This is a genomic window from Arthrospiribacter ruber, assembly GCF_019343195.1.
Classification (GTDB): Bacteria; Bacteroidota; Bacteroidia; order Cytophagales; family Cyclobacteriaceae; genus Arthrospiribacter; species Arthrospiribacter ruber.
Genome location: NZ_RPHB01000002.1, coordinates 340,774 through 363,396, shown reverse-complemented (window position 1 = coordinate 363,396; position 22,623 = coordinate 340,774). Strand labels below are relative to the sequence as shown.

15 protein-coding genes are annotated in these 22,623 nt (G+C 42.2%); 12 read left to right on the top strand and 3 right to left on the bottom strand.

What is annotated here, in order from left to right:
- Positions 1-313: 313 nt before the first annotated feature.
- The 12 genes from EGN73_RS04515 (at position 314) to EGN73_RS04460 (ending at position 17,034) form a co-directional block, all read left to right on the top strand.
- Positions 314-880: a helix-turn-helix domain-containing protein gene (locus tag EGN73_RS04515; protein ID WP_219287283.1), complete on the top strand. Its 567-nt coding sequence runs from the start codon at positions 314-316 to the stop codon at positions 878-880.
- 84 nt (positions 881-964) lie between these two features.
- A complete protein-coding gene (locus tag EGN73_RS04510) occupies positions 965-3,199 on the top strand; it encodes a heavy metal translocating P-type ATPase (protein WP_219287282.1) in 2,235 nt (744 codons plus the stop codon).
- Between the two features lie 241 nt (positions 3,200-3,440).
- Positions 3,441-3,650 (top strand): heavy-metal-associated domain-containing protein, encoded by a 210-nt coding sequence (locus tag EGN73_RS04505; RefSeq protein WP_219287281.1) that lies wholly within the window; start codon positions 3,441-3,443, stop codon positions 3,648-3,650.
- A 374-nt stretch (positions 3,651-4,024) separates the two neighbouring features.
- The gene (locus EGN73_RS04500) at positions 4,025-4,714 is read left to right on the top strand and encodes an outer membrane beta-barrel protein (protein WP_219287280.1); all 690 of its coding nucleotides are present in this window, start codon (positions 4,025-4,027) and stop codon (positions 4,712-4,714) included.
- A gap of 68 nt (positions 4,715-4,782) precedes the next feature.
- Entirely contained in the window at positions 4,783-5,163 is a 381-nt protein-coding gene (locus EGN73_RS04495) for an HYC_CC_PP family protein (RefSeq protein ID WP_219287279.1), read from the top strand.
- 254 nt (positions 5,164-5,417) lie between these two features.
- On the top strand, positions 5,418-9,284 hold the full coding sequence (locus EGN73_RS04490) for an efflux RND transporter permease subunit (RefSeq protein WP_219287278.1): 3,867 nt from the start codon (positions 5,418-5,420) through the stop codon (positions 9,282-9,284).
- Positions 9,285-9,509: 225 nt separating this feature from the next.
- On the top strand, positions 9,510-9,902 hold the full coding sequence (locus EGN73_RS04485; RefSeq protein WP_219287277.1) for a four helix bundle protein: 393 nt from the start codon (positions 9,510-9,512) through the stop codon (positions 9,900-9,902).
- Positions 9,899-11,428: a TolC family protein gene (locus EGN73_RS04480; RefSeq protein WP_219287276.1), complete on the top strand. Its 1,530-nt coding sequence runs from the start codon at positions 9,899-9,901 to the stop codon at positions 11,426-11,428. The genes EGN73_RS04485 and EGN73_RS04480 overlap by 4 nt, the downstream gene beginning before the upstream one ends.
- 183 nt (positions 11,429-11,611) lie before the next feature.
- Positions 11,612-13,369 carry an efflux RND transporter periplasmic adaptor subunit gene (locus EGN73_RS04475; RefSeq protein ID WP_219287275.1) on the top strand — a complete coding sequence of 586 codons (1,758 nt, stop codon included), beginning with the start codon at positions 11,612-11,614 and terminating at the stop codon, positions 13,367-13,369.
- 455 nt (positions 13,370-13,824) lie between these two features.
- The gene (locus EGN73_RS04470; RefSeq protein WP_219287274.1) at positions 13,825-15,999 is read left to right on the top strand and encodes a DUF5916 domain-containing protein; all 2,175 of its coding nucleotides are present in this window, start codon (positions 13,825-13,827) and stop codon (positions 15,997-15,999) included.
- Positions 16,000-16,031: 32 nt separating this feature from the next.
- Positions 16,032-16,256: a VF530 family protein gene (locus EGN73_RS04465; RefSeq protein ID WP_219287273.1), complete on the top strand. Its 225-nt coding sequence runs from the start codon at positions 16,032-16,034 to the stop codon at positions 16,254-16,256.
- 568 nt (positions 16,257-16,824) lie between these two features.
- A complete protein-coding gene (locus EGN73_RS04460) occupies positions 16,825-17,034 on the top strand; it encodes a hypothetical protein (RefSeq protein WP_219287272.1) in 210 nt (69 codons plus the stop codon).
- 80 nt (positions 17,035-17,114) lie between these two features.
- Here EGN73_RS04460 and EGN73_RS04455 read toward each other — a convergent pair whose 3' ends face one another.
- From EGN73_RS04455 to EGN73_RS04445, 3 genes are all read right to left on the bottom strand, one after another.
- Positions 17,115-17,642, bottom strand: coding sequence for a hypothetical protein (locus EGN73_RS04455; protein WP_219287271.1), 528 nt, complete (start codon positions 17,640-17,642; stop codon positions 17,115-17,117).
- Positions 17,643-17,752: 110 nt separating this feature from the next.
- Positions 17,753-20,161, bottom strand: coding sequence for an ABC transporter permease (locus tag EGN73_RS04450; protein ID WP_219287270.1), 2,409 nt, complete (start codon positions 20,159-20,161; stop codon positions 17,753-17,755).
- Positions 20,162-20,196: 35 nt separating this feature from the next.
- Entirely contained in the window at positions 20,197-22,572 is a 2,376-nt protein-coding gene (locus EGN73_RS04445; protein ID WP_219287269.1) for an ABC transporter permease, read from the bottom strand.
- Positions 22,573-22,623 lie beyond the last annotated feature (51 nt).

Below are 22,623 nucleotides of genomic sequence, written 5' to 3'. Positions count from 1 at the left end.
TATAAATATCAAATTTTATAAAAAATGCTTAATATAATAAGCAAAATTATGATATGGCTAACCTTACATAATATTATGCAACCAACGCAAATGGATTCGTGCAGGGTGCAGAAATAAAAATTGAACCATTAAAGACTATTTAAGATTTTTTTTATTTCTCTTCTATGATCTTCTACAACTTATATGGTTTAAAAAAAGAGAACCATATAAGGGATATAAGTACATATAAGTTTTTGATACCCTTGCCCCATTCACGAAACTAAAATAATCGAATTTGGCTTTTGATATTATATAATTTCCGAATCAATACCCAATGAACCAAACCCTTTACATCAAAAACATGGTCTGCCCCAGGTGTATTATGGCGGTAGAAACAGTGCTGGATGAACTGGAAATACCTTATAAAAGTGTGCAGTTGGGCCAGGTGGATTTGTCACAGGCTATGCCCAAAGGAAAAATGGAAAGTTTGGATAAAAAACTGAAAGGGCTTGGGTTTGAATTGTTGGAGTCAGGAAAGTCCACCATTATTTCCCAGATCAAGACTTTGATCATAGATCAGATTCATCATAAAAACGAAGCCTTAAGAGTTAATTTTTCCACCTTACTTTCTGACCAGCTCCACCATGATTACACCTATCTGAGCAGGCTTTTTTCCTCGGTAGAGGGCATTACCATTGAGAAATTCATTACCAAACAGAGGATTGAAAAGGTGAAGGAAATGCTGTTTTATGATGAACTCACTTTGGCGGAAATTGCCTTTAAATTGGATTACAGCAGCACTGCTTATCTATCTACCCAGTTCAAAAAAGAAACAGGCATGACCCCTACGCAATTCAAGAAGATGCATTCCCCGGGCCACAGGCATTTGGATAGCTTATGACAAAATCTTGAAAAAGAACCTCAAAATTCCATAACACTTGTTTTTCGAACTTGGTCGATATTTGTATTCTAAATTGATTGGAAGATGGAATTCGCAGAAAAAAACAAGCTAAAAAAAGATACTTTTCCGGTCGGCGGTATGTCCTGTGCGGCCTGCGCATCCAGTGTGGAGTCCATCCTTTCCAATACAGAAGGAGTAAGCAAGGCCAGTGTGAATTTTGCCAGCAACTCGGTATTGGTAGAATATGACCCGGCCATCAAAAAGGAAGATTTACGTTCTGCACTGCAAAGCGTGGGATACGAACTGATTATTGAAGAGGACAATCCATCAGAGGTGCAGGAAGAATTGCAGCGCCAGAAATATGAAGATATAAAGAAGAGGACCATTTGGTCGGCGGTTTTCACCTTGCCCGTATTCATCATCGGGATGTTTTACATGGAGTGGGTAATGGGGAGATGGATATCCATGGTACTTACTCTACCGGTACTGTTTTATTTCGGTAGGAGCTTTTTTGTAAATGCCTGGAAGCAGGCCAGACATGGCAAAGCCAATATGGATACATTGGTCGCGCTCAGTACCGGGATGGCATTCATTTTCAGTTTTTTTAATACGGTTTATCCGGATTTCTGGCATCAGCGGAGCATACATCCTCATGTTTATTATGAGGCTGCAGTGGTCATCATCACTTTTATTTCTCTAGGCAAGCTTTTGGAGGAAAAGGCCAAATCCAATACTTCTTCTGCCATTAAAAAGCTGATGGGCTTGCAGCCCAAGACCCTTAAGGCGATAGTCAATGGGGAGGAGCAGGAAATCCCGATTTCATCCGTAGAAAAGGGCTTTACGATTCTGGTAAGGCCGGGTGAAAAAATTCCGGTTGACGGGAAAGTGATTTCAGGCAGTTCTTATGTAGATGAAAGTATGATCACCGGTGAACCCGTTCCGGTCTCCAAAAGTAAGGGCGAAAAGGTATTTGCAGGTACAGTCAATCAAAAAGGCAGTTTCCATTTTGAAGCGGAGAAGGTAGGTGCTGAAACCTTGCTTTCCCAAATCATCAAAATGGTACAAGAAGCCCAGGGCAGTAAAGCCCCCGTACAGAAGCTAGTGGATAAAATTGCAGGGATTTTTGTACCCATCGTTATGGTGATAGCGGTTCTTACCTTCTTGATTTGGATGCTTGTGGGAGGGGATGAGGCCTTCACACATGCTTTGCTCACTTCTGTAGCGGTATTGGTCATTGCCTGTCCCTGTGCGCTGGGACTTGCTACCCCCACTGCCATTATGGTAGGTATGGGCAAAGGAGCTGAAAACAACATCCTGATCAAAGATGCTGAGAGTTTGGAATTGGGACATAAGGTGAATGCCGTTGTCCTGGATAAAACAGGTACCATCACGGAAGGTAAACCTACTGCTACGGATATGTATTGGGAAAAGGATGTTAAAGAAATTCCAATGCTGGAATCAATCTTATTGGCTTTGGAATCTCAGTCCGAACACCCCCTTGCCGAAGCCGTAGTGAAAAAACTCAAGGAAGATGGGGTGAAAGCATCTGATATTGACGCTTTTGAAAGCATCACGGGTAGGGGCATCAAAGCTTCAGGTGCATCCGGTAGAACCTATTTGATAGGAAACAGGGCTTTGATGCATGATCAGCAGGTTTCCATTTCGGAGGAAACAAAAACTATAGCCAGCAACTGGCAGGAAGAAGCCAAGACAGTTGTCTATTTTTCTGATGATAAATCCGTATTGGCAGTGATTGCCATTGCAGACAAAATCAAACCTAGTTCCAAATCAGCCATAGAAAAGTTGAAGAAACGAGGTGTGAAAGTTTACATGCTGACAGGAGACAACCAACAGACCGCTGAGGCAGTGGCCAAATCCTTAGGATTGACTTCATTTAAGGCCGAAGTCCTACCTTCTGACAAAGCGGATTTCGTAAAGGAGCTCCAGGGAAAAGGAAAGGTGGTGGCCATGGTAGGGGATGGAATCAATGATTCCCAGGCCTTGGCCCAAGCGGATGTCAGTATGGCTATGGGGCATGGCACTGACATTGCGATGGATGTGGCCAAGATGACCTTGATTACTTCCAATCTGGAATCCATTCCCAAAGCCTTGAAGTTGTCTTCCCTAACAGTGATGGGAATCAGGCAGAATCTCTTTTGGGCATTTATCTACAATGTCATTGGTATTCCCATTGCAGCAGGCGTATTGTACCCTGTTAATGGCTTTCTGCTGGATCCTATGATAGCCGGAGCAGCTATGGCTTTCAGTTCCGTTTCGGTGGTGGCTAATAGTTTGAGGTTAAAGGTGAAGGAATTGTAATTTATTAAACGGATGCAGGCTTTATTTTTAATAATTTACCAGGGATTCATTTTAAGATATTAGTAGATACTGGATATTAATAGATATTAGGGTTCAGTTTCAATGTTAAATTTAGAAATCAGTTTTCGAGTTAAGTATCACAATATCCTAATATCCAAAAATATCTACGAATATCATTCAGTAGCAAAAAAATAGGACTATGAGTGTATCATTTAAATAGATAAGAATAAATATAAAAAACATGAAAAAGATTCAATTCAAAACAACCATTATGTGCAACGGTTGCCTGGAGAAAGTGACCCCTCAATTGAATAATACTCAGGGTATAGAAAACTGGAGCGTGGACCTGCAAAATCCCGACAAAATCCTGACAGTGGAAGGACGAAATACAAATGAAGAGGATGTGATTACCGCAGTCAAGAAAGTGGGTTTTCAGATTGAGAGAGTTTGAGACTCCTAATTGGTTCAAGACTTTATGGTTCAAGACTTGGTCTTGGACCATAACACTGGCAGTCTGAAGACTGCAAATAGAAAGTCCAAGCCCGCCTGCTTGCGTCAGGCAGGTCTGAAGACTTGAACTAAATTGGAGTACTAGATTGGCAAGCAGGAACTGTAAAGGTTAAATGCTATTTTGGTGGTGGGTTCGGTGGCTGCAATCCAGGAGATTTAAAGTGGACGAAGGGCTATACTGTTCCATCTTTTGAAATATGCTCTTATGTGAAAGACGAACACAGGCAAGCAAGCGTTAGATTGGTAGGTTTTTAACATTTCAATTAAATAAGATTGAAATAATTCAGTCTATTATATCACAGAAATATCTGAAATATGGATAGAATAATATTAATGTTAATATTCGTCATGTTTTTATTAACAGGAAAATCTATAGCCCAGTTTTCATTAGGGCTTGATATGATTTCCAGAAAGGAGTTTTTTCAATATAATGATCCCGGTAATTTGATTTTACCCGATGGTTTTAGCCACCTGTCTTATGGGGTTTTTGGGAAGTATGTATTTGAGAATAACTTGTTTTTAGAGTCTGGGATTTATTGGTTTTCTTATGGAAGGAGTTTAAATTTTAGACCTGATCCTGGTCAGAGCTTTTTTTTTGAGACCTTGAGCAACCCTGAGAGATTTTTAACCTTTCCTGTAAGGGTAGGCTATAAGTTTGACCCATTAAGTCCAGGTTCTGAATTTATGAATAAACTTAGTATTCAACCTTTTCTCGGTTTTGCCACCTCTTTCAATAGGCATATCGGATTTAAGGGTACTGAAACGAACCAAACCATAATTAATGAAAGAAGGACCAATACCTATTTTGAAGGGGGATTGGGTTTGGGTTACAGGGTTTTCAGGAAAATGGAAATCATGTTTCAATATGGCTTTTTGAAAGGGAACCATGATTTTGTTAGAAGGGAAGTAAATTATATTGGTAATTCTGGCGAGACTGTCAACTCCACTATCATTTCAAATGGTTCGGCAAGGCATTGGGGTTTAAGGTTTCAATATGATTTTTGAAACTCCAATAATAATTCTATACCTTTAATCCAATGAACTTCTTTATCTTTGATCCGTAAATACCAACCGTGAAGTCACTTATCAAAATAGCACTCCTTGTTTTCTATGTGTTTTTCAACGCAGGGTTGAGCTATTCTATGCATTTTTGTGGTGATGATTTTCAGAGGATCAATGTATTTGCAGAATATAAAACCTGCTGTGAGTCCAGTACCCCGATGTCTGGATGTTGCGACGATGTTTCGAATTTGGAACTTCCCAATACCGATCAGCAGGTTTCAGATATTTTGGATTTCCAACCTCAGACTTTCGAATTATTGAATGCTGAGGTTTCATTTGAATTACCCTTAAATTTTATTGTTTCTGAAGAGAAAACAGCCTTTGCTGATACTTCTCCCCCGATATTACATGATACCCCGATTTATATTTTTTGTCAGGTATTCCTGATTTGATTTTTTTGTTTCACGCAAAGGCGCTAGGGCGCAAAGACCGCAAAGTATTATTTATTGCACCTAGTTTGGGCTGAAGACCTGTCAGGTTTTCAAAACCTGACAGTTCTAGTCATAGCTTTATTCGCTATTTCCCCTTTATCAAAATAATAGGTTTACTTTAGGATTTAATATCTATAAGTATCTGAATATCAATTAATATCTGATTATAAAAATCAAAATTTCAATCAGAAAAACAGCATTTAGTCCAAGAAACTATGCTCAATACTATAATAAAATTCTTCCTCGAAAATAAACTGGTCACCGTCATCCTACTTGTCCTTGTAGTGGCATGGGGAATCGTGACGGCACCGTTTAACTGGAATACCGGTTTTCTTCCCAATGACCCTGTGCCAGTTGATGCCATTCCGGATATTGGGGAAAACCAGCAAATCGTCTTTACCGACTGGATGGGACGCTCTCCGCAGGATGTGGAGGATCAGATTACCTATCCGCTGACTACTTCCCTTTTGGGAATGCCAGGAGTCAAGTCTATCCGAAGTACTTCTATGTTCGGTTTTTCTTCCATTTACATCATTTTCGAAGATGACGTGGAATTTTACTGGAGTAGATCCAGGATTTTGGAAAAGCTCAATTCCTTGCCGTCAGGATTGCTACCCGAGGGGGTACAACCCAAACTCGGGCCGGATGCAACTGGTCTTGGGCAAGTATATTTTTATACACTTGAAGGAAGAGATGAAAATGGCAATCCAGTAGGTGGCTGGGACCTACACGAACTCCGTAGCATTCAGGATTACTATGTGCGCTATGGCTTGGCTGGGACAGAAGGAGTCGCAGAGGTAGCGACCATTGGTGGACATGTCAAGGAATACCAAGTGGACCTGGATCCTGTGGCCATGAAGGCCCACAACGTCTCCATGATGCAGGTGATGAATGCCATCAAGCAATCCAACCTCGATATCGGCGCCAATACCATGGAGATCAATCAGGTGGAATTTATTGTGAGGGGCTTGGGCTATGTGAAGTCTCTGGAGGACATCGAAAAGGCGGTAGTCAAAACCAGCAACAATGTCCCCTTGAGAATCAGGGATATTGCCAAAGTGAATATTGGGCCGGCAAGTAGGGCGGAAAGGGCTATTTTGGACAAGGGTGGTGCCGAAGCAGTAGGTGGCGTGGTAGTGGCACGCTACGGAGACAATCCTCTTCAGGTAATTGATGCACTCAAAGCTAAAATCGATGAAATCACCCCAGGACTTCCGAGCAAAACGCTGGAAGATGGTACGGTCTCCAAGGTGACTATAGTGCCTTTCTATGACCGTTCTGGACTGATCAAGGAAACCTTGAATACACTGAATGAAGCCATCAGCTTGCAAATTTTGATTACCATCATTGTGATCATGGTGATGGTGTATAACCTTCGAGCTTCGATTTTGATCTCCGCATTGTTGCCATTGGCAGTCTTGATGTGTTTTATCATGATGAAGTATGTAGGCGTGGATGCCAATATTGTGGCGCTTTCGGGTATTGCCATTGCCATTGGAACCATGGTGGATTTGGGGATTATTCTGAATGAAAATATACTTAGGTATCTCGAAGAGTCTGATGATAAAAAGTCCAAACTCCAGATTATTTATGATGCGACCACAGAGGTGAGTTCGGCGATCTTGACAGCTGTGATGACTACGATTGTCAGCTTCTTGCCTGTATTTACTCTGCAGGCAGCGGAAGGGAAGTTGTTCGGGCCATTGGCCTATACCAAGACCTTTGCTTTGATCGCAGCTTTAATCTTTACTTTGATCTTTATGCCGGCTTTTGCCCATTGGGTGTTTGGAGCGAAAGTGAAGTCCAAGAATTATAAGACGGTGCTGAATATCGCCATGGCAGTTTTGGGCTTAGTGCTACTGTTCTATTTCCCTTGGGCGGGATGGGTCTTATTGGCTTTTGCAGCCAATCATTTGATCCATCACTTTTTCCTAAAACAAACAAAAGAGGGACGCTACAAAAATCAGATTGCCATGCTGATAGCTGTGGTGGCAGTATCCGTTTTATTGGCGATTGAGTGGAGACCATTGGGCTTGACCCAATCTGTATTCGTTAACTTTATTTTTATTGGTCTGGTAGTGGGTTTGGTTTTGGGGGTATTCGCCTTGTTTATCCACTACTATGCGCAACTGCTAAATTGGTGCTTGGAAAACGCTAAAATCTTTTTACTGATCCCTTTGACAGTTATCCTTTTGGCTTTGAATATTTGGATAGGGTTTGGAAATATTTTCGGTTTTGTGGCTACCGGTTTTGACAAATTGGGAGTCAATATCCGCACCACATCTGTTTGGTCGGGCCTGACCCATACCTTTCCTGGCATGGGCAAGGAGTTTATGCCAGCCTTGAATGAAGGCTCTTTTCTTTTGATGCCTACCTCTATGCCTCACTCCGGCGTGGAGGCCAATATGCAGATTGTAAAGCAGCTTGATATGTTGGTGCAGGCCATTCCGGAGGTGGAAATGGTGGTTGGAAAAGCAGGTAGGGCAGAAAGTCCGCTTGATCCCGCTCCCATGTCCATGTATGAAAATATCATCAATTACAAGACTGAATACCTTCAGGATGATGATGCCCGCAAACTCCGATTTGAAGTAGATCGAGAGGGAAATTATCAGCTTGAGGTTAATGGTAAAACCTGGTGGTATGACCGTCAGGATGGGGCTATATGGGATGAAGAAAAGAATTACATGGAGGAATCCCAGCGCAGGTCGGTGATTAGAAATGTCGCCAAATACTTGGTGCCAAATGAAAGACGTGGTCAATACTTCCGTCAGTGGAGGGATGAAATCCGCACGCCTGATGATATATGGGATGAAATCCAAGTGCGTACCTCCAATCTTCCCGGGGTAACTTCCGCACCTAAACTCCAGCCTATCGAAACCCGCTTGGTGATGTTGCAGACGGGAATGCGTGCTCCTATGGGGATGAAAGTGTATGGTCCAGATTTGGAAACCATAGAGGATTTCAGCTTGAAGTTGGAGTCGGTGTTGAAAGAAGTGCCTTCCGTAAAGTCTGAGGCAGTTTTTGCAGACCGTTCTTTGGGCAAGCCGTATTTGGAGATTGATTTGGATAGAACCCAACTGGGTAGGTTTGGGCTGAATATTGCCGATGTGCAGGAATTTATCGAAGTGGCGATAGGCGGAATGACCTTGAGCACGACGGTAGAAGGCAGGGAACGCTATGCCATCCGTGCCCGATATGCCAGAGAGTACAGGGATGATCCCGAAGCTTTGAAGCGGATTTTGGTCAGTACGCCTACGGGAGCACAGATACCTTTGGGGCAGTTGGCAGAGATCAATTACAGACCTGGACCCATGATGATCCGTGGGGAAAACACCTTCTTGGTGGGCTATGTGCTATTTGATAAGCGGGATGGCTTTGCTGAGGGTTCAGTGGTAGATGATGCCCGAAACTTTATCCAACAAAAAATTGACAGCGGTGAGTTAAAAGTACCTACCGGGGTGTCCTACACTTTCTCCGGAAGTTACGAAAATCAGATCCGTGCCGAAAAGCGCTTGGCGATTGTGATACCCCTGTGTTTGGCGGTGATTTTCCTGATTCTTTACCTGCAGTTCCGCTCCACAGCCATGGTCTTGATGATCTTCTCAGCCATTGCCATGGCATTTTCAGGAGGTTTTATGATGCTTTGGCTGTATGGTCAAGACTGGTTTTTTGACTTTAACTTCTTAGGGACCAACATGCGGGAACTCTTCCAAATGCGCACCTTCAATCTTTCGGTGGCAGTTTGGGTGGGCTTTATCGCCCTCTTCGGTATCGCTACCGATGATGGGGTAGTGATGGGAACCTATTTGAAACAAAGCTTCGAAAAAATCCAGCCAGAAAATGTAAAAGAAGTACGAAAAGCAGTCTTGGAAGCCGGACTGAAAAGGGTTAGACCTTGTCTGATGACAACAGCAACCACTTTATTGGCTTTGCTTCCCGTACTGACAAGTTCAGGCCGAGGCTCCGACATCATGATCCCTATGGCGATACCTGCTTTTGGGGGGATGACGGTGGCGTTGATTTCACTGTTTATTGTGCCGGTGCTTTATGGGAAACTTAGGGAGTATCAGATAAGGGGTTAGATTCAAAATTGATATTAATGGATATTAGATATTGGTGGATATTGGTTTTGGTATCAAACGTTTATTTGGTTATTGGAAAGTGCTAAAGGATTTTGATGGATATTCATTGATATTAGATATTGGGCTGGTCTTCAGGCGTTTAATTTGAATATTTAGCTGGTTGGCAATTGAGGAGATGGGGTAAATGTTATTAGTAGTCTTTGGTTTAAGTAATCTTTTAATGATATGGAAGAGAAAAAGGGGTATATAAAATTGGAGGATTTGGAGGTGTATAAATTGTCCAGACAGCTGTCGCGGAAGGGATGGGTTATTTATAAAAAAATGGATTGGCAGACACGAAAAATTATTGGTGATCAATTTATTGAATCGACAGATTCTATTGGGGCAAATTTAGCTGAGTCCTATGGTCGGTTTCATTATCTTGATAGAATTAGGTTTCTCTACAATAGCAGAGGATCTATGATCGAGGCCGTAAATCATTGGTTAAGCTTAATGCTTGAAAGAGAGATTATTCCAAAGGAGGAGTTTGATGACTTCAAGCAAGTGTCTGACAAACTTTCACTCAAACTCAACAACTACATTCAATCTATTTACAATTCAAAAAAGGAATTGAAATGAACAGATTTACAGAAAAATATTGCCTATCTGAATACTTGAAATCAAAGGAACAGCTTAGAGCTCTGGTACAATATCAATCAATATCCAATATCCACAAATATCTTTTCCTAGTGTTTATTTGGCTGTTGAATATAGGATTAGCCCAAGGTCAAACTTTAAACCAATACCTAGAAGAAGCAGCCGAAAACAACCCCGGACTTCAAGCATCTTTTAAAGGGTATCAGGCTTCATTAGAAAAAACAAACCAAGTAAGCCTTGAATCCCCTCAATTGAACATTGGTGTTTTTACCAGACCGATGGAGCTGTTGATGGGGAATCAGCGGGCAGAGGCATCGGTGATGCAGATGTTTCCTTGGTTTGGGATGCTAAGGACGCAGAAGGATGAAGCCACGCTGATGGCTGAGGCCAAATACGAGGAATTCAGACAGCAGCGGAATGTACTTCTGTATCAGGTCAAGGAGACTTACTTCCAATTGCAGCAATTGCAAAATACCATTGACATTACCGCATCCAATTTGGAGATTTTGAGATCTTTGGAGCAATTGGCTATCATCCGCTATCAGGGAGGAAGTACTTCTGAGGCTGTTTCATCTGTGTCTTCAGCGGTAAGAAGGCCAACACGGGGTAGCCAACAGGGAAGTGGAGATGATGGCATGGGCATGGGAGGTGGAGGTTCTTCCGCTACTTCTTCAGGGCAATCCTCAGGTGCTGCTTCCATGAACAGCATGGGTTCGGGTGGAGGTTCCGGTAAACTCACGGATGTACTCCGACTGCAAGTTCAGATCAAGGCTTTAGAGTCTGATTTGGAACAGTTGGAGGTGGACAAGCGCCCATTGACAGTAAGGTTCAATCAACTATTAGGTAGGGATAAAAACGAAGTTGTAGCCATAGAAAGCCAGTCGGAAAGTCAAAAAGCTAAGGGTTGGGAAGTAGAAATGCTTGAGCAAATTTTGGAGACCAATCCCATGCTGTTGATGCTGGAAAAAGAAGGTTTGGCCTATCAGAAGCAAGGTGAAATGGCCAAATTGGAAGGTAAGCCCATGTTTGGATTGGGATTGAATTATATGGTGTTTTCCCCTAGACCTGAAATGGGCGTGCCTGGTGGTATGGGCGGAATGGATTATATGCCAGCAGGTATGGGCAATAATATGATCATGCCGATGGCAACGGTTTCCCTGCCGATTTACCGCAAAAAGTACAAAGCCATGGAAGCAGAATCCAAGCTTTACTGGGAAGCCAATGAAAGGCAAAAAGAAGACCTGCAAAGAAATCTGGAAACTGAATTTGAAACCATCTTGGTGTCCATCAAAGATGCTGACCGTAAAATCCGACTCTTACAAGATCAAATTGAATTGACCGAGCAAACCTTGGAACTTTCCGTGACTTCATACGCGACGGAAGGCAGTTCCTTCGAAGAGATCTTGAGCATCCAAAGAGAATTGCTGGATTTCAGGTTGAGTTTGCTGAATACGAAGATTGAGAGGGAGATTCAGTTGGCGAGATTAGAAACGTTGGTTGGAGTTTGAAATATGGTAGAAATACGATTGAAATAAAGTGGAAATACAATTGAAATACTATAGAGATAGGAATATGAATCAATGGTTAGGCATTTAATATTACCCAAAATACCTTCAGGGTTCCAAAAACCTCAAAGGTCAGGCTGTCTCAAATCTTATGTCTTATGTCTTAAATCTTGAGTCTAAAAAAACATGAACAAAAATAAACATATAGTAATCATCATCCTCGGCTGCCTTTTCTTTGGAGGGGTAGCGGGATATCTGATTCGTGGGGGAGGGGAAGAGCATCCTGATCACGAGCATACGCATATTGATGAAAACGGGGTGGAATATACTTGCTCTATGCACCCGCAAATCCGTCAAAATGAACCTGGGCAATGTCCGCTTTGCGGTATGGCACTTACTCCAGTCAGCAATAAAAAGGGCGGAGAATCCAGCCCCTTTGTGTTGGAAATGACTCCCGAGGCAGTTGCTCTTTCCAACGTGCAGACTGTCAGGGTTAAATCCGGGGCTGGTACTGGGAAACTTTCCCTAACAGGAAAAATCCAAGCCAATGAACAGCGTGTGAAAAGTCTTACTGCCAATTATGCGGGAAGGGTGGATCAATTGTTTGTCAATTTTACCGGGCAAGAAGTTCAAAGAGGGCAAAAACTGGCCACATTGTATTCCCCAGAACTGGTCAATGCCCAAAAGGAGCTGTTGGAAACGGCCAAAATCAAAGATCGTCAACCGGAATTGTATCAAGCTGCCAAAGAAAAACTGAGACTTTGGAAGATTTCGGAGGAGCAGATTGCTGCTATAGAAAGTTCAGGTCAGGTTCAGACCCAATTTGATGTCTATGCTGATGTGGCTGGTGTGGTGACAGCAAGAAATATTGCGGTGGGAGATTTTGTGAGTAGGGGATCGGCTTTGTTTGAAATCGTTGATTTAAGTAATGTTTGGGTAATTCTTGACGCTTATGAATCTGATCTAGGGGCAATTCGAAAAGGAGATGATTTGAGTTTCTCGGTTTCTGCTTATCCGGGAAGGGCTTTCAATGCTAAGGTGACTTATATCGACCCTGTCTTGAATCCCGATACCAGAACAGTAGGCGTTCGTGCGGAAGCAACGAATCGGAATTTTGAATTGAAACCGGAGATGTTTGTCTCAGCCAATATCTCTACAGGCCAAGCGGCTCAGTCAGGTTTGATGATTCCCAAGACAGCGATACTTTGGACAGGGCCTAGATCGGTGGTCTATGTGCAGGTAGGTGATAAGGAAGCTCCGGCGTTCGAGATGCGTGAGGTAGAATTGGGGCCAAGGGTAGGTGAAGACTACTTGGTTTTGTCAGGAGTAGAAGAAGGTGATCAGGTGGTCAGCAATGGGGTTTTTGCCATTGATGCAGCGGCACAGTTGAGTGGTAATTACAGCATGATGACAAGGCCTGAAGTGAAGACTTTGGATACACCCGAGGAATTTAGAAAGCAACTTACGGCGTTTGTGCAAAGCTACTTGCCTATCAAGGATGCTTTGGTAAAAACTGATCCAAAAGCTACCCAATCAGCCATCAGTCCGGCCAAAGCCAGTTTGTCCAAAGTGGATATGAAGCTTTTAGACAACAAAGCCCATGACATTTGGATGGATTTGCTCAGACCGATGCAAAGCAGTCTAGATAAAATCACTCAGACCTCTGATGTGGAGGAGCAGAGGAAGCATTTCGAGACTTTATCTGACGACCTGATTGAAGCGGTGGAGTATTTCGGTGTATTGGACCAAACGCTTTACCGTCAATATTGTCCTATGGCTTTTCGAGATGAAGGAGCCTATTGGTTGAGCTCAGAAAAAGAAATCCGCAATCCATATTTCGGGGACATGATGCTGACTTGTGGTGAGGTCAAGGAAACATATCAGCCGGGTAAGAGAGTTACTTCATCATCTGGCAATCAGCCGGAGGTGAAGCATGTTCATTAAATGATATATTGTAGAGATATAGTGGGAATATGGTTGAAATACAGTAGAAATATGGTAGAAGTACAGTTGAAATAAAATAGATATAGAGTAAAAAAATGGGAAGTTTTTCAACGAAAACTTCCCTATAAAAACCGTGAAAAAAATGGAATAAGATGCTTAAAGGTACAAAATGGATCACAGTGCTGAAATACCCTATATAGGGTATTTTTTCACTGAAATTATTTCCAAAAATCAATTTTATATTCGAATTATATTAAATCAAAAATTCGGGCTAATTCTTTAACTTTTGCGAAATCGGTTTTTGAAACTTTTTACCTTGGGTCGAATCTTGAAATTTATTTTCAGCCATCACATTTTCCATCTGTACCTGATTTCGGACTTTTGCAAAAAAATCAAGAAAGTCTCTGGTATTCCTTTTATTTTTGAATTCTCAAAAGACACCCAGCAATAACCTCATGAATAAAGCCATTTTTCTGGTTTTTTTATTTTGCGTGCTTTCCGTTTCAGCCACAGCACAGAAAAAGATCAATTCCTCTTACCGTCTTCATATCCGTGAAGCCTCTGATCCCGTAATCATTGACGGGATGATTGATGAAAAGACCTGGGCAGAAGCAGAGGTGGCAACGGATTTTTTCATGATCATACCCATGGACACTTCATATTCGAATGTGCGAACGGATGTTCGTATGGCTTATGATGAAAAGCACCTTTATTTGCTGGTAGAGAATTTTCATGCTGTAGATGGACCCTACATGGTAGAGTCTCTACGTCGCGATTTTACATTTGGACGAAATGATAATTTTCTTTTGTTTCTTGACCCTTTTGATGATCAGTTAAATGGGTTTTCCTTCGGTGCCAATGCAGCAGGAGCACAATGGGACGGGATCATGTTTAATGGGGGACAGATCGACCTGAGCTGGGACAATAAATGGGTATCCAAAGTTGTCAATTATGAGGACAAATGGGTCTTTGAAGCTGCCATACCTTTTAAGTCTATCCGCTACAAGGACGGCATTACAGAGTGGGGGATTAATTTCAGCCGTATGGATTTGAAAACCACCGAGAAGTCTGGATGGGCGCCGGTACCCCGGCAGTTTCCTTCCGCTTCACTGGCCTATACAGGCGTTTTGGTCTGGGATACCCCACCACCTTCCCCAGGACCGAATGTTTCCGTGATCCCTTATGCTCTTGGCGGTATGAACAGGAATATTCAGGAGGGGGGAGCGGCTGAGTACAGGAACGCTTTTGGTATGGATGCCAAAATAGGCCTAAGCTCATCACTCAACCTTGACCTTACCGTCAATCCGGATTTTTCCCAAGTAGAGGTAGATAGGCAGGTGACCAATTTGGAGCGATTTGAACTCTTCTTTCCGGAAAGGAGACAGTTTTTTCTAGAGAATGGGGATATTTTCGGAAACTTTGGTTACGAAACCATCAGGCCATTTTTTTCCAGAAGAGTAGGACTGGATGCACCGATACTTGGTGGAGCGAGGCTAAGTGGAAGGGTGAATAAAGATTGGAGAATAGGGGCCATGAGCATGCAGACTGGTTCTGTACCGGAGCAAAACCTCGGTGGTCAAAACTATTCTGTCATCTCTCTTCAGCGTAGGGTTTTTTCGCGGTCCAACATCGGCGCGATTTTGGTCAACAGGCAATCTGCTCCCTTTGATTTACCGGTAGGAGAGGAGAGGAGGTTCAGTGCCTATAACAGGAACTTGGGAATGGAGTTTAATTATGCATCCTCCAATAACTTATGGACGGGAAAAGCTTTTGTGCTCAATTCTTTTAGTCCTGTTCAGGGGAATGGCATGGTGCATGCCGCGAATCTCAGGTATGCATCGGGTAATCTCACCTGGAACTGGAGGCATGAATATGTTTCTGATAATTATACGGCAGAAGTGGGGTTCGTGCCCCGTACGGGATTTTACAAAGCCAGCCCCAGCATAGGATACCTCTTTTTCCCAAAAAGTAAAACCATCCTGAGTCATGGCCCTGAATTCAATGTTAACCTCTTTTACAATACTTCCTGGGAACTTACGGACAACGAGTCCTATGTATTATATAGGGTGAGGTTCAGAAGTCAAAGTAACCTGTTTGTTTGGGGAGCTTATGATTACATCAAGCTTCAGCAGCCTTTTGATCCGACCAACTTTTCGGGGCAAAGACTGGAATCCGGTACAGAACACCAATGGTACTCTATGGGAGGTGAATTTACCTCTAAGCCACAAAGTATATTCACTTATTCTGCATCCGGACGCGTGGGTGGGTATTTTGCCGATGGGGACAGGTATAATGTAGCTGGCGAAATGGGGTACAGGTTTCAGCCCTATTTCAGCATCACGATGAATGCGAATTATAATGAGATCCACCTTCCTGAACCTTGGAATGTCACCAGCTTTTGGCTTGTGGGACCAAGAATGGATTTGACATTGACCAATACTTTCTTCATCACCACCTTTGTCCAATACAATGAGCAGATTGAAAACATCAACCTCAATGCCCGCTTGCAGTGGAGGTTTGCGCCTGCCTCTGATATTTTCCTGGTGTTGACAGACAATTACCTTCCTGCTCCATTTTATGCCAAAGACAGGTCTGTCGCATTAAAATTCACTTATTGGTGGAATATGTAAGGCTTTACGAGGAGATTGGATATTTTTGCAAAATGGAAACACAACCCAACAACCCTCTTCATGGTGTGAGACTGGTAGACATCCTTGAGCACCTGGTGAATAAATATGGCTGGGAAAGACTTGGAGAAAGGATCAATATCAGGTGTTTTACCCATGAACCCTCCATCAATTCCAGTCTTAAGTTTCTCAGAAAACAGGAATGGGCAAGGAAAAAAGTTGAAGAACTTTATATCCGTGACATAAGCAGGAGGAAGTAATTTTTGGTACCTGGTTTACATTTATAATTGTATGTATTATATATATCTGAAATTCCACTACAAACCAAATTAAATAAGGACCTAAGTTAACCCGATAGTAATTGATTTTGGATCCGCCACGACCAGTTATTTGTAGGTATTGTTTTGGAACAACTATTTGTATCAGAAATTGATGCTGCTGACAAAGAAGTGTATGACCTTATGTTATTACTATGATTTTGGGTTGATTGCATTTTCGTTTTTTTTTAAATAATACCAAAGTCTAAAATCTTGGATTTTGTGATGTAATACAAATTTAAAATTCTGAAATTCATTTTTCTTAAGTATCTCATTTTCAGTTGAAATTATTTGATCTTTTCAAGTAAAAAATAATTTGTTTATTGATTTTTTTGTTTCATATTAGTCCCCGGAAATAGCTGATTGACGCATTGCCGAAAAATGGTAATCACCCAATGACTTTATCCAACAACAATTGAATGCATGTTGATTTTGAAAAAAAAGAAATTTTCATGCAACAAAATTGCCGGCCTTTAGGAAGGTGATAATCAAAAAAACAAATGTCAAGCACATGAAAAACAAAACAAAATTGATCCTTGCCAATATGTTTGCATTGGTAGCGGTCGTGACGATTTTCTCAGCGTCAAAATCTTTAGGTATTGAGTTGGGGTTGAGCTCCCAAGCATTGGTTCCGACAATCCTATTGTTGGCAGTTCCGCAAATGGGCTTTGCTTACCTTTATTGGAAATCTTCTATAGATAAGAAAAAAGCCTTGGCTTAAGAAAAGTACTTAATCACCCTGATTAATAGTTACGAACCCGTTGCAGCCTCACTGTCAACGGGTTTTGTTTTTTCATGTTTTCAGGGATCCTTTACCTTGATTGTTTTGCTAGGAAAGAGTTCCGGTAGTCCACTTTTATATTGTACTATATCAAAACCACCTTGATTAGGTCTTATGGTCTTGTCAGGGCTGACTGATGGAATTCCATTCTGAGTGGGAAAAACTGCTATTCCACCCATGGGGTCAGGCCTCATGGTTTTGCTGGGAGTGATGTTCGGTATTCCATTTTTTGTTTCAAAAATATCATAACCGCCCATTGTATTGGGTTTAATTACTTGCACGGGTATAATGTCCTGTATTCCATTGGTGGTGCTGTACACCTGCTTGACTCCACTTTGCGGATTTGTTGTGATCACCTGAGAAGGAAAAGGCTGTTGAATTCCGTTTTGGTGGTTGTAGACGTTCTGGGTATTGGGAGCTACGGTTTTGATGGTTTGGGAAGGAAAAATGGAAGGTATTCCATTGCTTGTCTGGAATGTCTGCATGGTCTGTGCGGAAAGTAATCCAAAAACAATGGAGAAGCAGAAGGTGAATATTTGGGTTTTCATGACAGAGAGCGTTTGGTTGTATCTTAATATAAGTAAAAAACAGGAGAAGGTTTTGTAAAAGGTGAAAAAATAATAAGATTAACCTTTAATATTTCCCTGAGATAAAGAGTTTATTCACTCTTCAGGATATCCGCAGGATTGCTTCTTGCTACATGCAAGGTGTGAAATCCTACCACCAAAAGGGTGAGGCACAGCACTCCAACACCCACCAGAACAAACTGGCTGTAGGGCATATCGATCCGGTAGGCAAATTCCATTAGCCATTCTTTTCCAAAGTAATAGGCCGGAAATGCAGCAAACGCAAATGAAGTCAATACCAATATTACGTATTGCTTGCTGATCAATGCAATGATCTGAAACACTCCGGCACCCAGGATTTTTCGAATGCTGACTTCTTTGGTTCTTTGGGCAATGGTAAAAGAGGACAAGCCAAATAATCCCAAAATGGAGATCAGGATGGAAATCACAGCTGCAAAGGACAACACTCCCTGGATTTTTCTATCGGATTCATAGAACCCTTCCAATACCTCATCCAGGAAAATAAATCCGGATGCTTCATAAGGAAATGCTTCTTCCGTCAGTTTTTCCAACTCTTGTTTGGCATAGGACAGGTTATGGGAAGAGGAAACTTTAACGGTAAGCAGGAAAAAATAGTCAGGATTGTAGGTCAATACCATAGGCATGATTTCCTCTTTTAGATTTCTCGCGTTGAAGTTTTCTACCACTCCGACTATCACATGTGGTTCAGTTCGGAAATTGAGGTTCATTCCGATCAAAGTCTCAGGATCCAAAGCTGTGGTGGCATTGATGAAATTCCTATTGACCAAGATTTCATTTTGTTTATTGTTCGGTTTTCTTCCGGCCAAAAGTCGGATGCCATTGACTGATACAAAGGCAGAATCCACATTCATGATATGCACATTGACACGGGTTTCAGCAGAATCCATCATCAAGTAAGCATCTGAGGTCCAAATGCTGTTGGAAGAGACCAGGTTGTTACTCAGGCTCACACTTTCTACGTAGCTTTCATTTTTGATTCTTTCTGCTAGTACCTCTCTCTGATTTCTGTCTCCCATAAAAGGAAGATTGGTATACAGTAATGCCTCTTTTTCAAAACCCAAAGGTTGTGAGCTGATAAATTTGAGTTGGCTGCTGAGTACAAGGACCAGAATGATGAAAGTAATGGATGCCGTAAACTGAAGCACAGCGAGATTTTTTCTCAAAAATACTCCGATCGAAAATTTATATTCCTGATGAAGTTCCCCTTTAAGGGCCCTTTGAGGCTGATAATTGGACAGCACAATGGCCGGGTATATGCCTGAAACGAAAGTGAGTACCAACGAATTGACAAGCAAAAAGGCCAAGCTCTGAAGGTCGATAAAGGACACTTCAAAACTTTTGGGGAGGTAATCTGAAAAGTAGTTTTTGAACATGTCTGCAAAAAACAATGCTGCTATGGAGGCAATGAGGGCCATCACAAAGGTTTCACAAAGAAACTGATAAATCAACTGGGGCCGGTTACTCCCCAAAGTTTTCCTGATCCCTACTTCTTTGGTTTTGTTGATGGCCAAGGCTGTTTCCAGATTGATGAAATTGAGGCAGGCCAAAAGCAATATTATGATCCCAATGTAGATAAGTCCTTTCAGAAGAGGCTTTGAAACTGTTGTGTCATCGTAGTTTTCGCTGAAATGCATTTCCGCCAGTGGTTCACCGATAAAAGTGGTTTCACTGTCTTCTCCGAGGTGTTTTTTGGAAATAGAAAGCAGTCCTTTATCCAGTTCCTGTTTACCGGAGTTTGCATTCAATTTGACAAAAAGCTGGCTCATGGTATTGAGATTGGTCCAGCTGTGAAGCCCCAACCAATCTTCTCTTTCTTTGGAAGCAATGGTTTCAAAGGAGATAAAATCAGTGAAGTAAAAGTCGGTATTTTCTGTAAAGTCAGCTACTACTCCTTTGACCTGAGCAAAAGCAGAATCAGAAGCATCAATCCATAAAATTTCCTTGCCTAAAACCTCATTGGGAGTTTGGCCTGGGAAATACTTTTCCAGGCTGCTTTCTGTAATGACAACTGAAAATGGCTCGTCCAGGGCAGTTTCCTCATTTCCTGAAAGCCACTTTCTCTGAAAAATCCTGAAAAAACCTTGGTTGGCAAAAGCGACTTTGTCACTTCTTCCGATCACTTTGTTTTCCTCTGGGATCACTATCATGGTTTCATAGAGGGTATATAGCCTGCCTTTTTCCTTTACAAATGAGAGTTCCTCATCTATGATCTCTCCGAGTGGACCGTTGGTTCCGGAAGTTTTGAAGGTGCTCCCCTCTTCCCATTCCGAAATTGTGTTGATTCGATAAATCCTGTCGCTGTCCGCGTGAAACCTGTCAAAACTGTATGCATGCAATACTACATGGAAAATGACCAGACATATGCCCATCCCAAGAGACAGGCCCAGGACATGTACCAAGGTTCTGAGCTTATTGCGTCGGATGTTCCTGATTGCTATGGTAAAGTAATTTTTGAGCATGGTTCAAGAATTTGGTCAGGTGTAGTAAGAGGGCTTTATTCGCTTTTCAGTGCATGGACAGGGTTGGACCAAGCTGCTTTGATAGATCGGTATCCTACGGTGGTGAAAGCGATCATAGCAACTATGATAATGGAAAGCAGGTAAAGTTCATAGGATAACTCTATTTTGGAAGCATAGTTCTCAAGCCATTTTTTCATTACAAAAGTCGCCAAAGGGGCTGCCAGCAAAAATGCAATAAGCAACAAACTGACATACTCTTTGGTGAATATGCCCAGCACCTGGGCAGAACTGGCTCCCAATACTTTTCGGACACCGATTTCTTTGACCCTAACAGATGCCATGAAGGAAACCAATCCATAAAGGCCAATACAACCTACAGCTACAGCTATGCAGGAAAAAATCAAAAACAAAAGGGTCAACCTCTCTTCCGCTTCATAAAAGCGTGCGATTTTTTCGTCCAGAAACATGTATTCAAAGCCAAATTCGGGATAAAGTCCCGAGAAGATATTCTCTGCCTCAGCCAATACCATATTGGCATTGGCATTGCCGATTTTCAAACCTACGGTACTAAAAAGGTGGGGATTGTTGAATATAGCCATAGGTTCTATTTCACTTTTTAGAGATTTGGTATAAAAGTCCCTCAGCAAGCCGGTAACCGGGGCGTCAATTCCTCCGATATTGATGTAAGTGCCTAGCATTTCTTCCGGGTTTTCAAATCCGGCTTTTCTGGCAAAAGCTTCTGTCACCAAATATCTGCTGACACTATCTTCCCGGATTAGGTTTTCTCCGGCCATGAGCTGTAAACCATAAGTATCCAAGTAATACTCATCAGCAGGTTTGATGTATACAGTATATTCCTCCCCACTTTCTTTCAAAATGGCATTGGTGGAGGAAGTGGAAGTTGAGGCCGGTTCTGTAAATGAGAGGGATACAGCGCTTATCCCGTTCAGGTTCCTAAGTCTCTCAGCCAGTAGGTTTGACTTTTCCTTGTCTCTTTCAGGGATAGAAAAAGTGACAACGGCATCTTTTTGAAAGCCAAGATCGCCTGACCTCAAATGGTTCATCTGCATTACTAAAACCAAAGTACCGATAATGAAAAACTGGGTGATCATAAACTGGAATATCACCAGCCCTTTTCTCATGGTATAAGATCCGGTCTGTTTGCTTTGTGACTGCTCCTTGATGGCCCGGATTGGATTGAGCTGGCTGATGGTCAGGGAAGGATAGGCTCCTGAAATGATGCTGACAACCAACCATATAGAGAGCATGGTGCAAATGCCCATAGGTGTGAATAGGACGGTAAATTCTGCTTTTGTACCAAGGAAGTTGTTTAGGTAAGGCAGGGCAGTTCCGGCCAGTACAAATGCCGTCATCAAAGAGAAAAGCGTGATAAGGCTGGTTTCACTTAAGAATTGTCCGATTATGTGGGACTTTTGGCCCCCGAATACTTTTCGTAGTCCCACTTCTTTGGCCCTCTTTCCGGAAAGTGCTGTGCTGAGGTTGATGAAATTGATACATGCCGTAATCAACAGGAATATGGCGACGCCAAACATGATCGTGATGGATTGTGGAGCTACTTGATAGCCAAAGTTGCCGTATCTTTCATCGAAGTGGATTTCTGAGAGCGGCTGCAACACATGTTCTCGATTGAGTGTATTGTTGTCACCCAAGTATTTGTCTACAAAACCTGGAAGTGAAGCCTGGACTTGGTTTTTGGCCTGTGGATCAAGTACCACATAGAATTGGTCATCACTGTAAATGCTCATCCAGCCACCCTCTTCCCTGCTTTTTCTCAAGTTTTCATAGGAGAGAAAAATATCGAAAGGAAAGTCTGTGTTTACTGGGAAGTCTTCCATTACAGCAGTAACGGCATAGACATCCCCCTTTTGAAATTGAAAGGTGTTGCCGACAGGGTTCTCTTTTCCAAATAGCTTTTCCGCATATTTATTGGAAATTACCGCTTGGTTTGGGCTTTTGAGCATGTCCAAGGTTTCGCCTGTTGTTATTTTTCGGTCGAAGACAGCAAAAAAATCATCTGTGGTAAATGCGATATTGGATTCCATGAGACGTCTTTCACCGTCCGGGGCATTTACGGTAAGCAGGCCATTGTGCCCTCCGGAAATCATTACGGATAGGTCAGTTTCCGGGAAATCGTTTAAAAATGCTTCAGGGAGTACTGCAGGCACTCCGGAAGTGTAATATTCTCTGGTTCCCTCAAATGAGTTGGTCACCAGTCGGTAAGTGTGTTCTGAGTGTTGGTGAAAGTTGTCAAAGCTTCGGATGTGTGTAACCAGTGCAAACACCAGCAAGCATGAGCTTATGCCCAAGCTGAGTCCAAAAATATTGATTCCGGCATAAGCTTTTCTTTTGGCAAAGTTTCTCCAAGCGATCAATAGGTAATTGTAGAACATAGGGAAAAGTTTTAAATACAATATAATAGAAAGCAATTATCAAGATTCAAT

Excerpts from the sequence above, each read along its gene's own strand:
- EGN73_RS04515 (WP_219287283.1), top strand. The coding sequence starts at position 314 with ATGAACCAAACCCTTTACATCAAAAACATGGTCTGCCCCAGGTGTATT.
- EGN73_RS04510 (WP_219287282.1), top strand. The coding sequence starts at position 965 with ATGGAATTCGCAGAAAAAAACAAGCTAAAAAAAGATACTTTTCCGGTC.
- EGN73_RS04505 (WP_219287281.1), top strand. The coding sequence starts at position 3,441 with ATGAAAAAGATTCAATTCAAAACAACCATTATGTGCAACGGTTGCCTG.
- EGN73_RS04500 (WP_219287280.1), top strand. The coding sequence starts at position 4,025 with ATGGATAGAATAATATTAATGTTAATATTCGTCATGTTTTTATTAACA.
- EGN73_RS04490 (WP_219287278.1), top strand. The coding sequence starts at position 5,418 with ATGCTCAATACTATAATAAAATTCTTCCTCGAAAATAAACTGGTCACC.
- EGN73_RS04485 (WP_219287277.1), top strand. The coding sequence starts at position 9,510 with ATGGAAGAGAAAAAGGGGTATATAAAATTGGAGGATTTGGAGGTGTAT.
- EGN73_RS04480 (WP_219287276.1), top strand. The coding sequence starts at position 9,899 with ATGAACAGATTTACAGAAAAATATTGCCTATCTGAATACTTGAAATCA.
- EGN73_RS04475 (WP_219287275.1), top strand. The coding sequence starts at position 11,612 with ATGAACAAAAATAAACATATAGTAATCATCATCCTCGGCTGCCTTTTC.
- EGN73_RS04470 (WP_219287274.1), top strand. The coding sequence starts at position 13,825 with ATGAATAAAGCCATTTTTCTGGTTTTTTTATTTTGCGTGCTTTCCGTT.
- EGN73_RS04465 (WP_219287273.1), top strand. The coding sequence starts at position 16,032 with ATGGAAACACAACCCAACAACCCTCTTCATGGTGTGAGACTGGTAGAC.
- EGN73_RS04460 (WP_219287272.1), top strand. The coding sequence starts at position 16,825 with ATGAAAAACAAAACAAAATTGATCCTTGCCAATATGTTTGCATTGGTA.
- EGN73_RS04455 (WP_219287271.1), bottom strand. The coding sequence starts at position 17,642 with ATGAAAACCCAAATATTCACCTTCTGCTTCTCCATTGTTTTTGGATTA.
- EGN73_RS04450 (WP_219287270.1), bottom strand. The coding sequence starts at position 20,161 with ATGCTCAAAAATTACTTTACCATAGCAATCAGGAACATCCGACGCAAT.
- EGN73_RS04445 (WP_219287269.1), bottom strand. The coding sequence starts at position 22,572 with ATGTTCTACAATTACCTATTGATCGCTTGGAGAAACTTTGCCAAAAGA.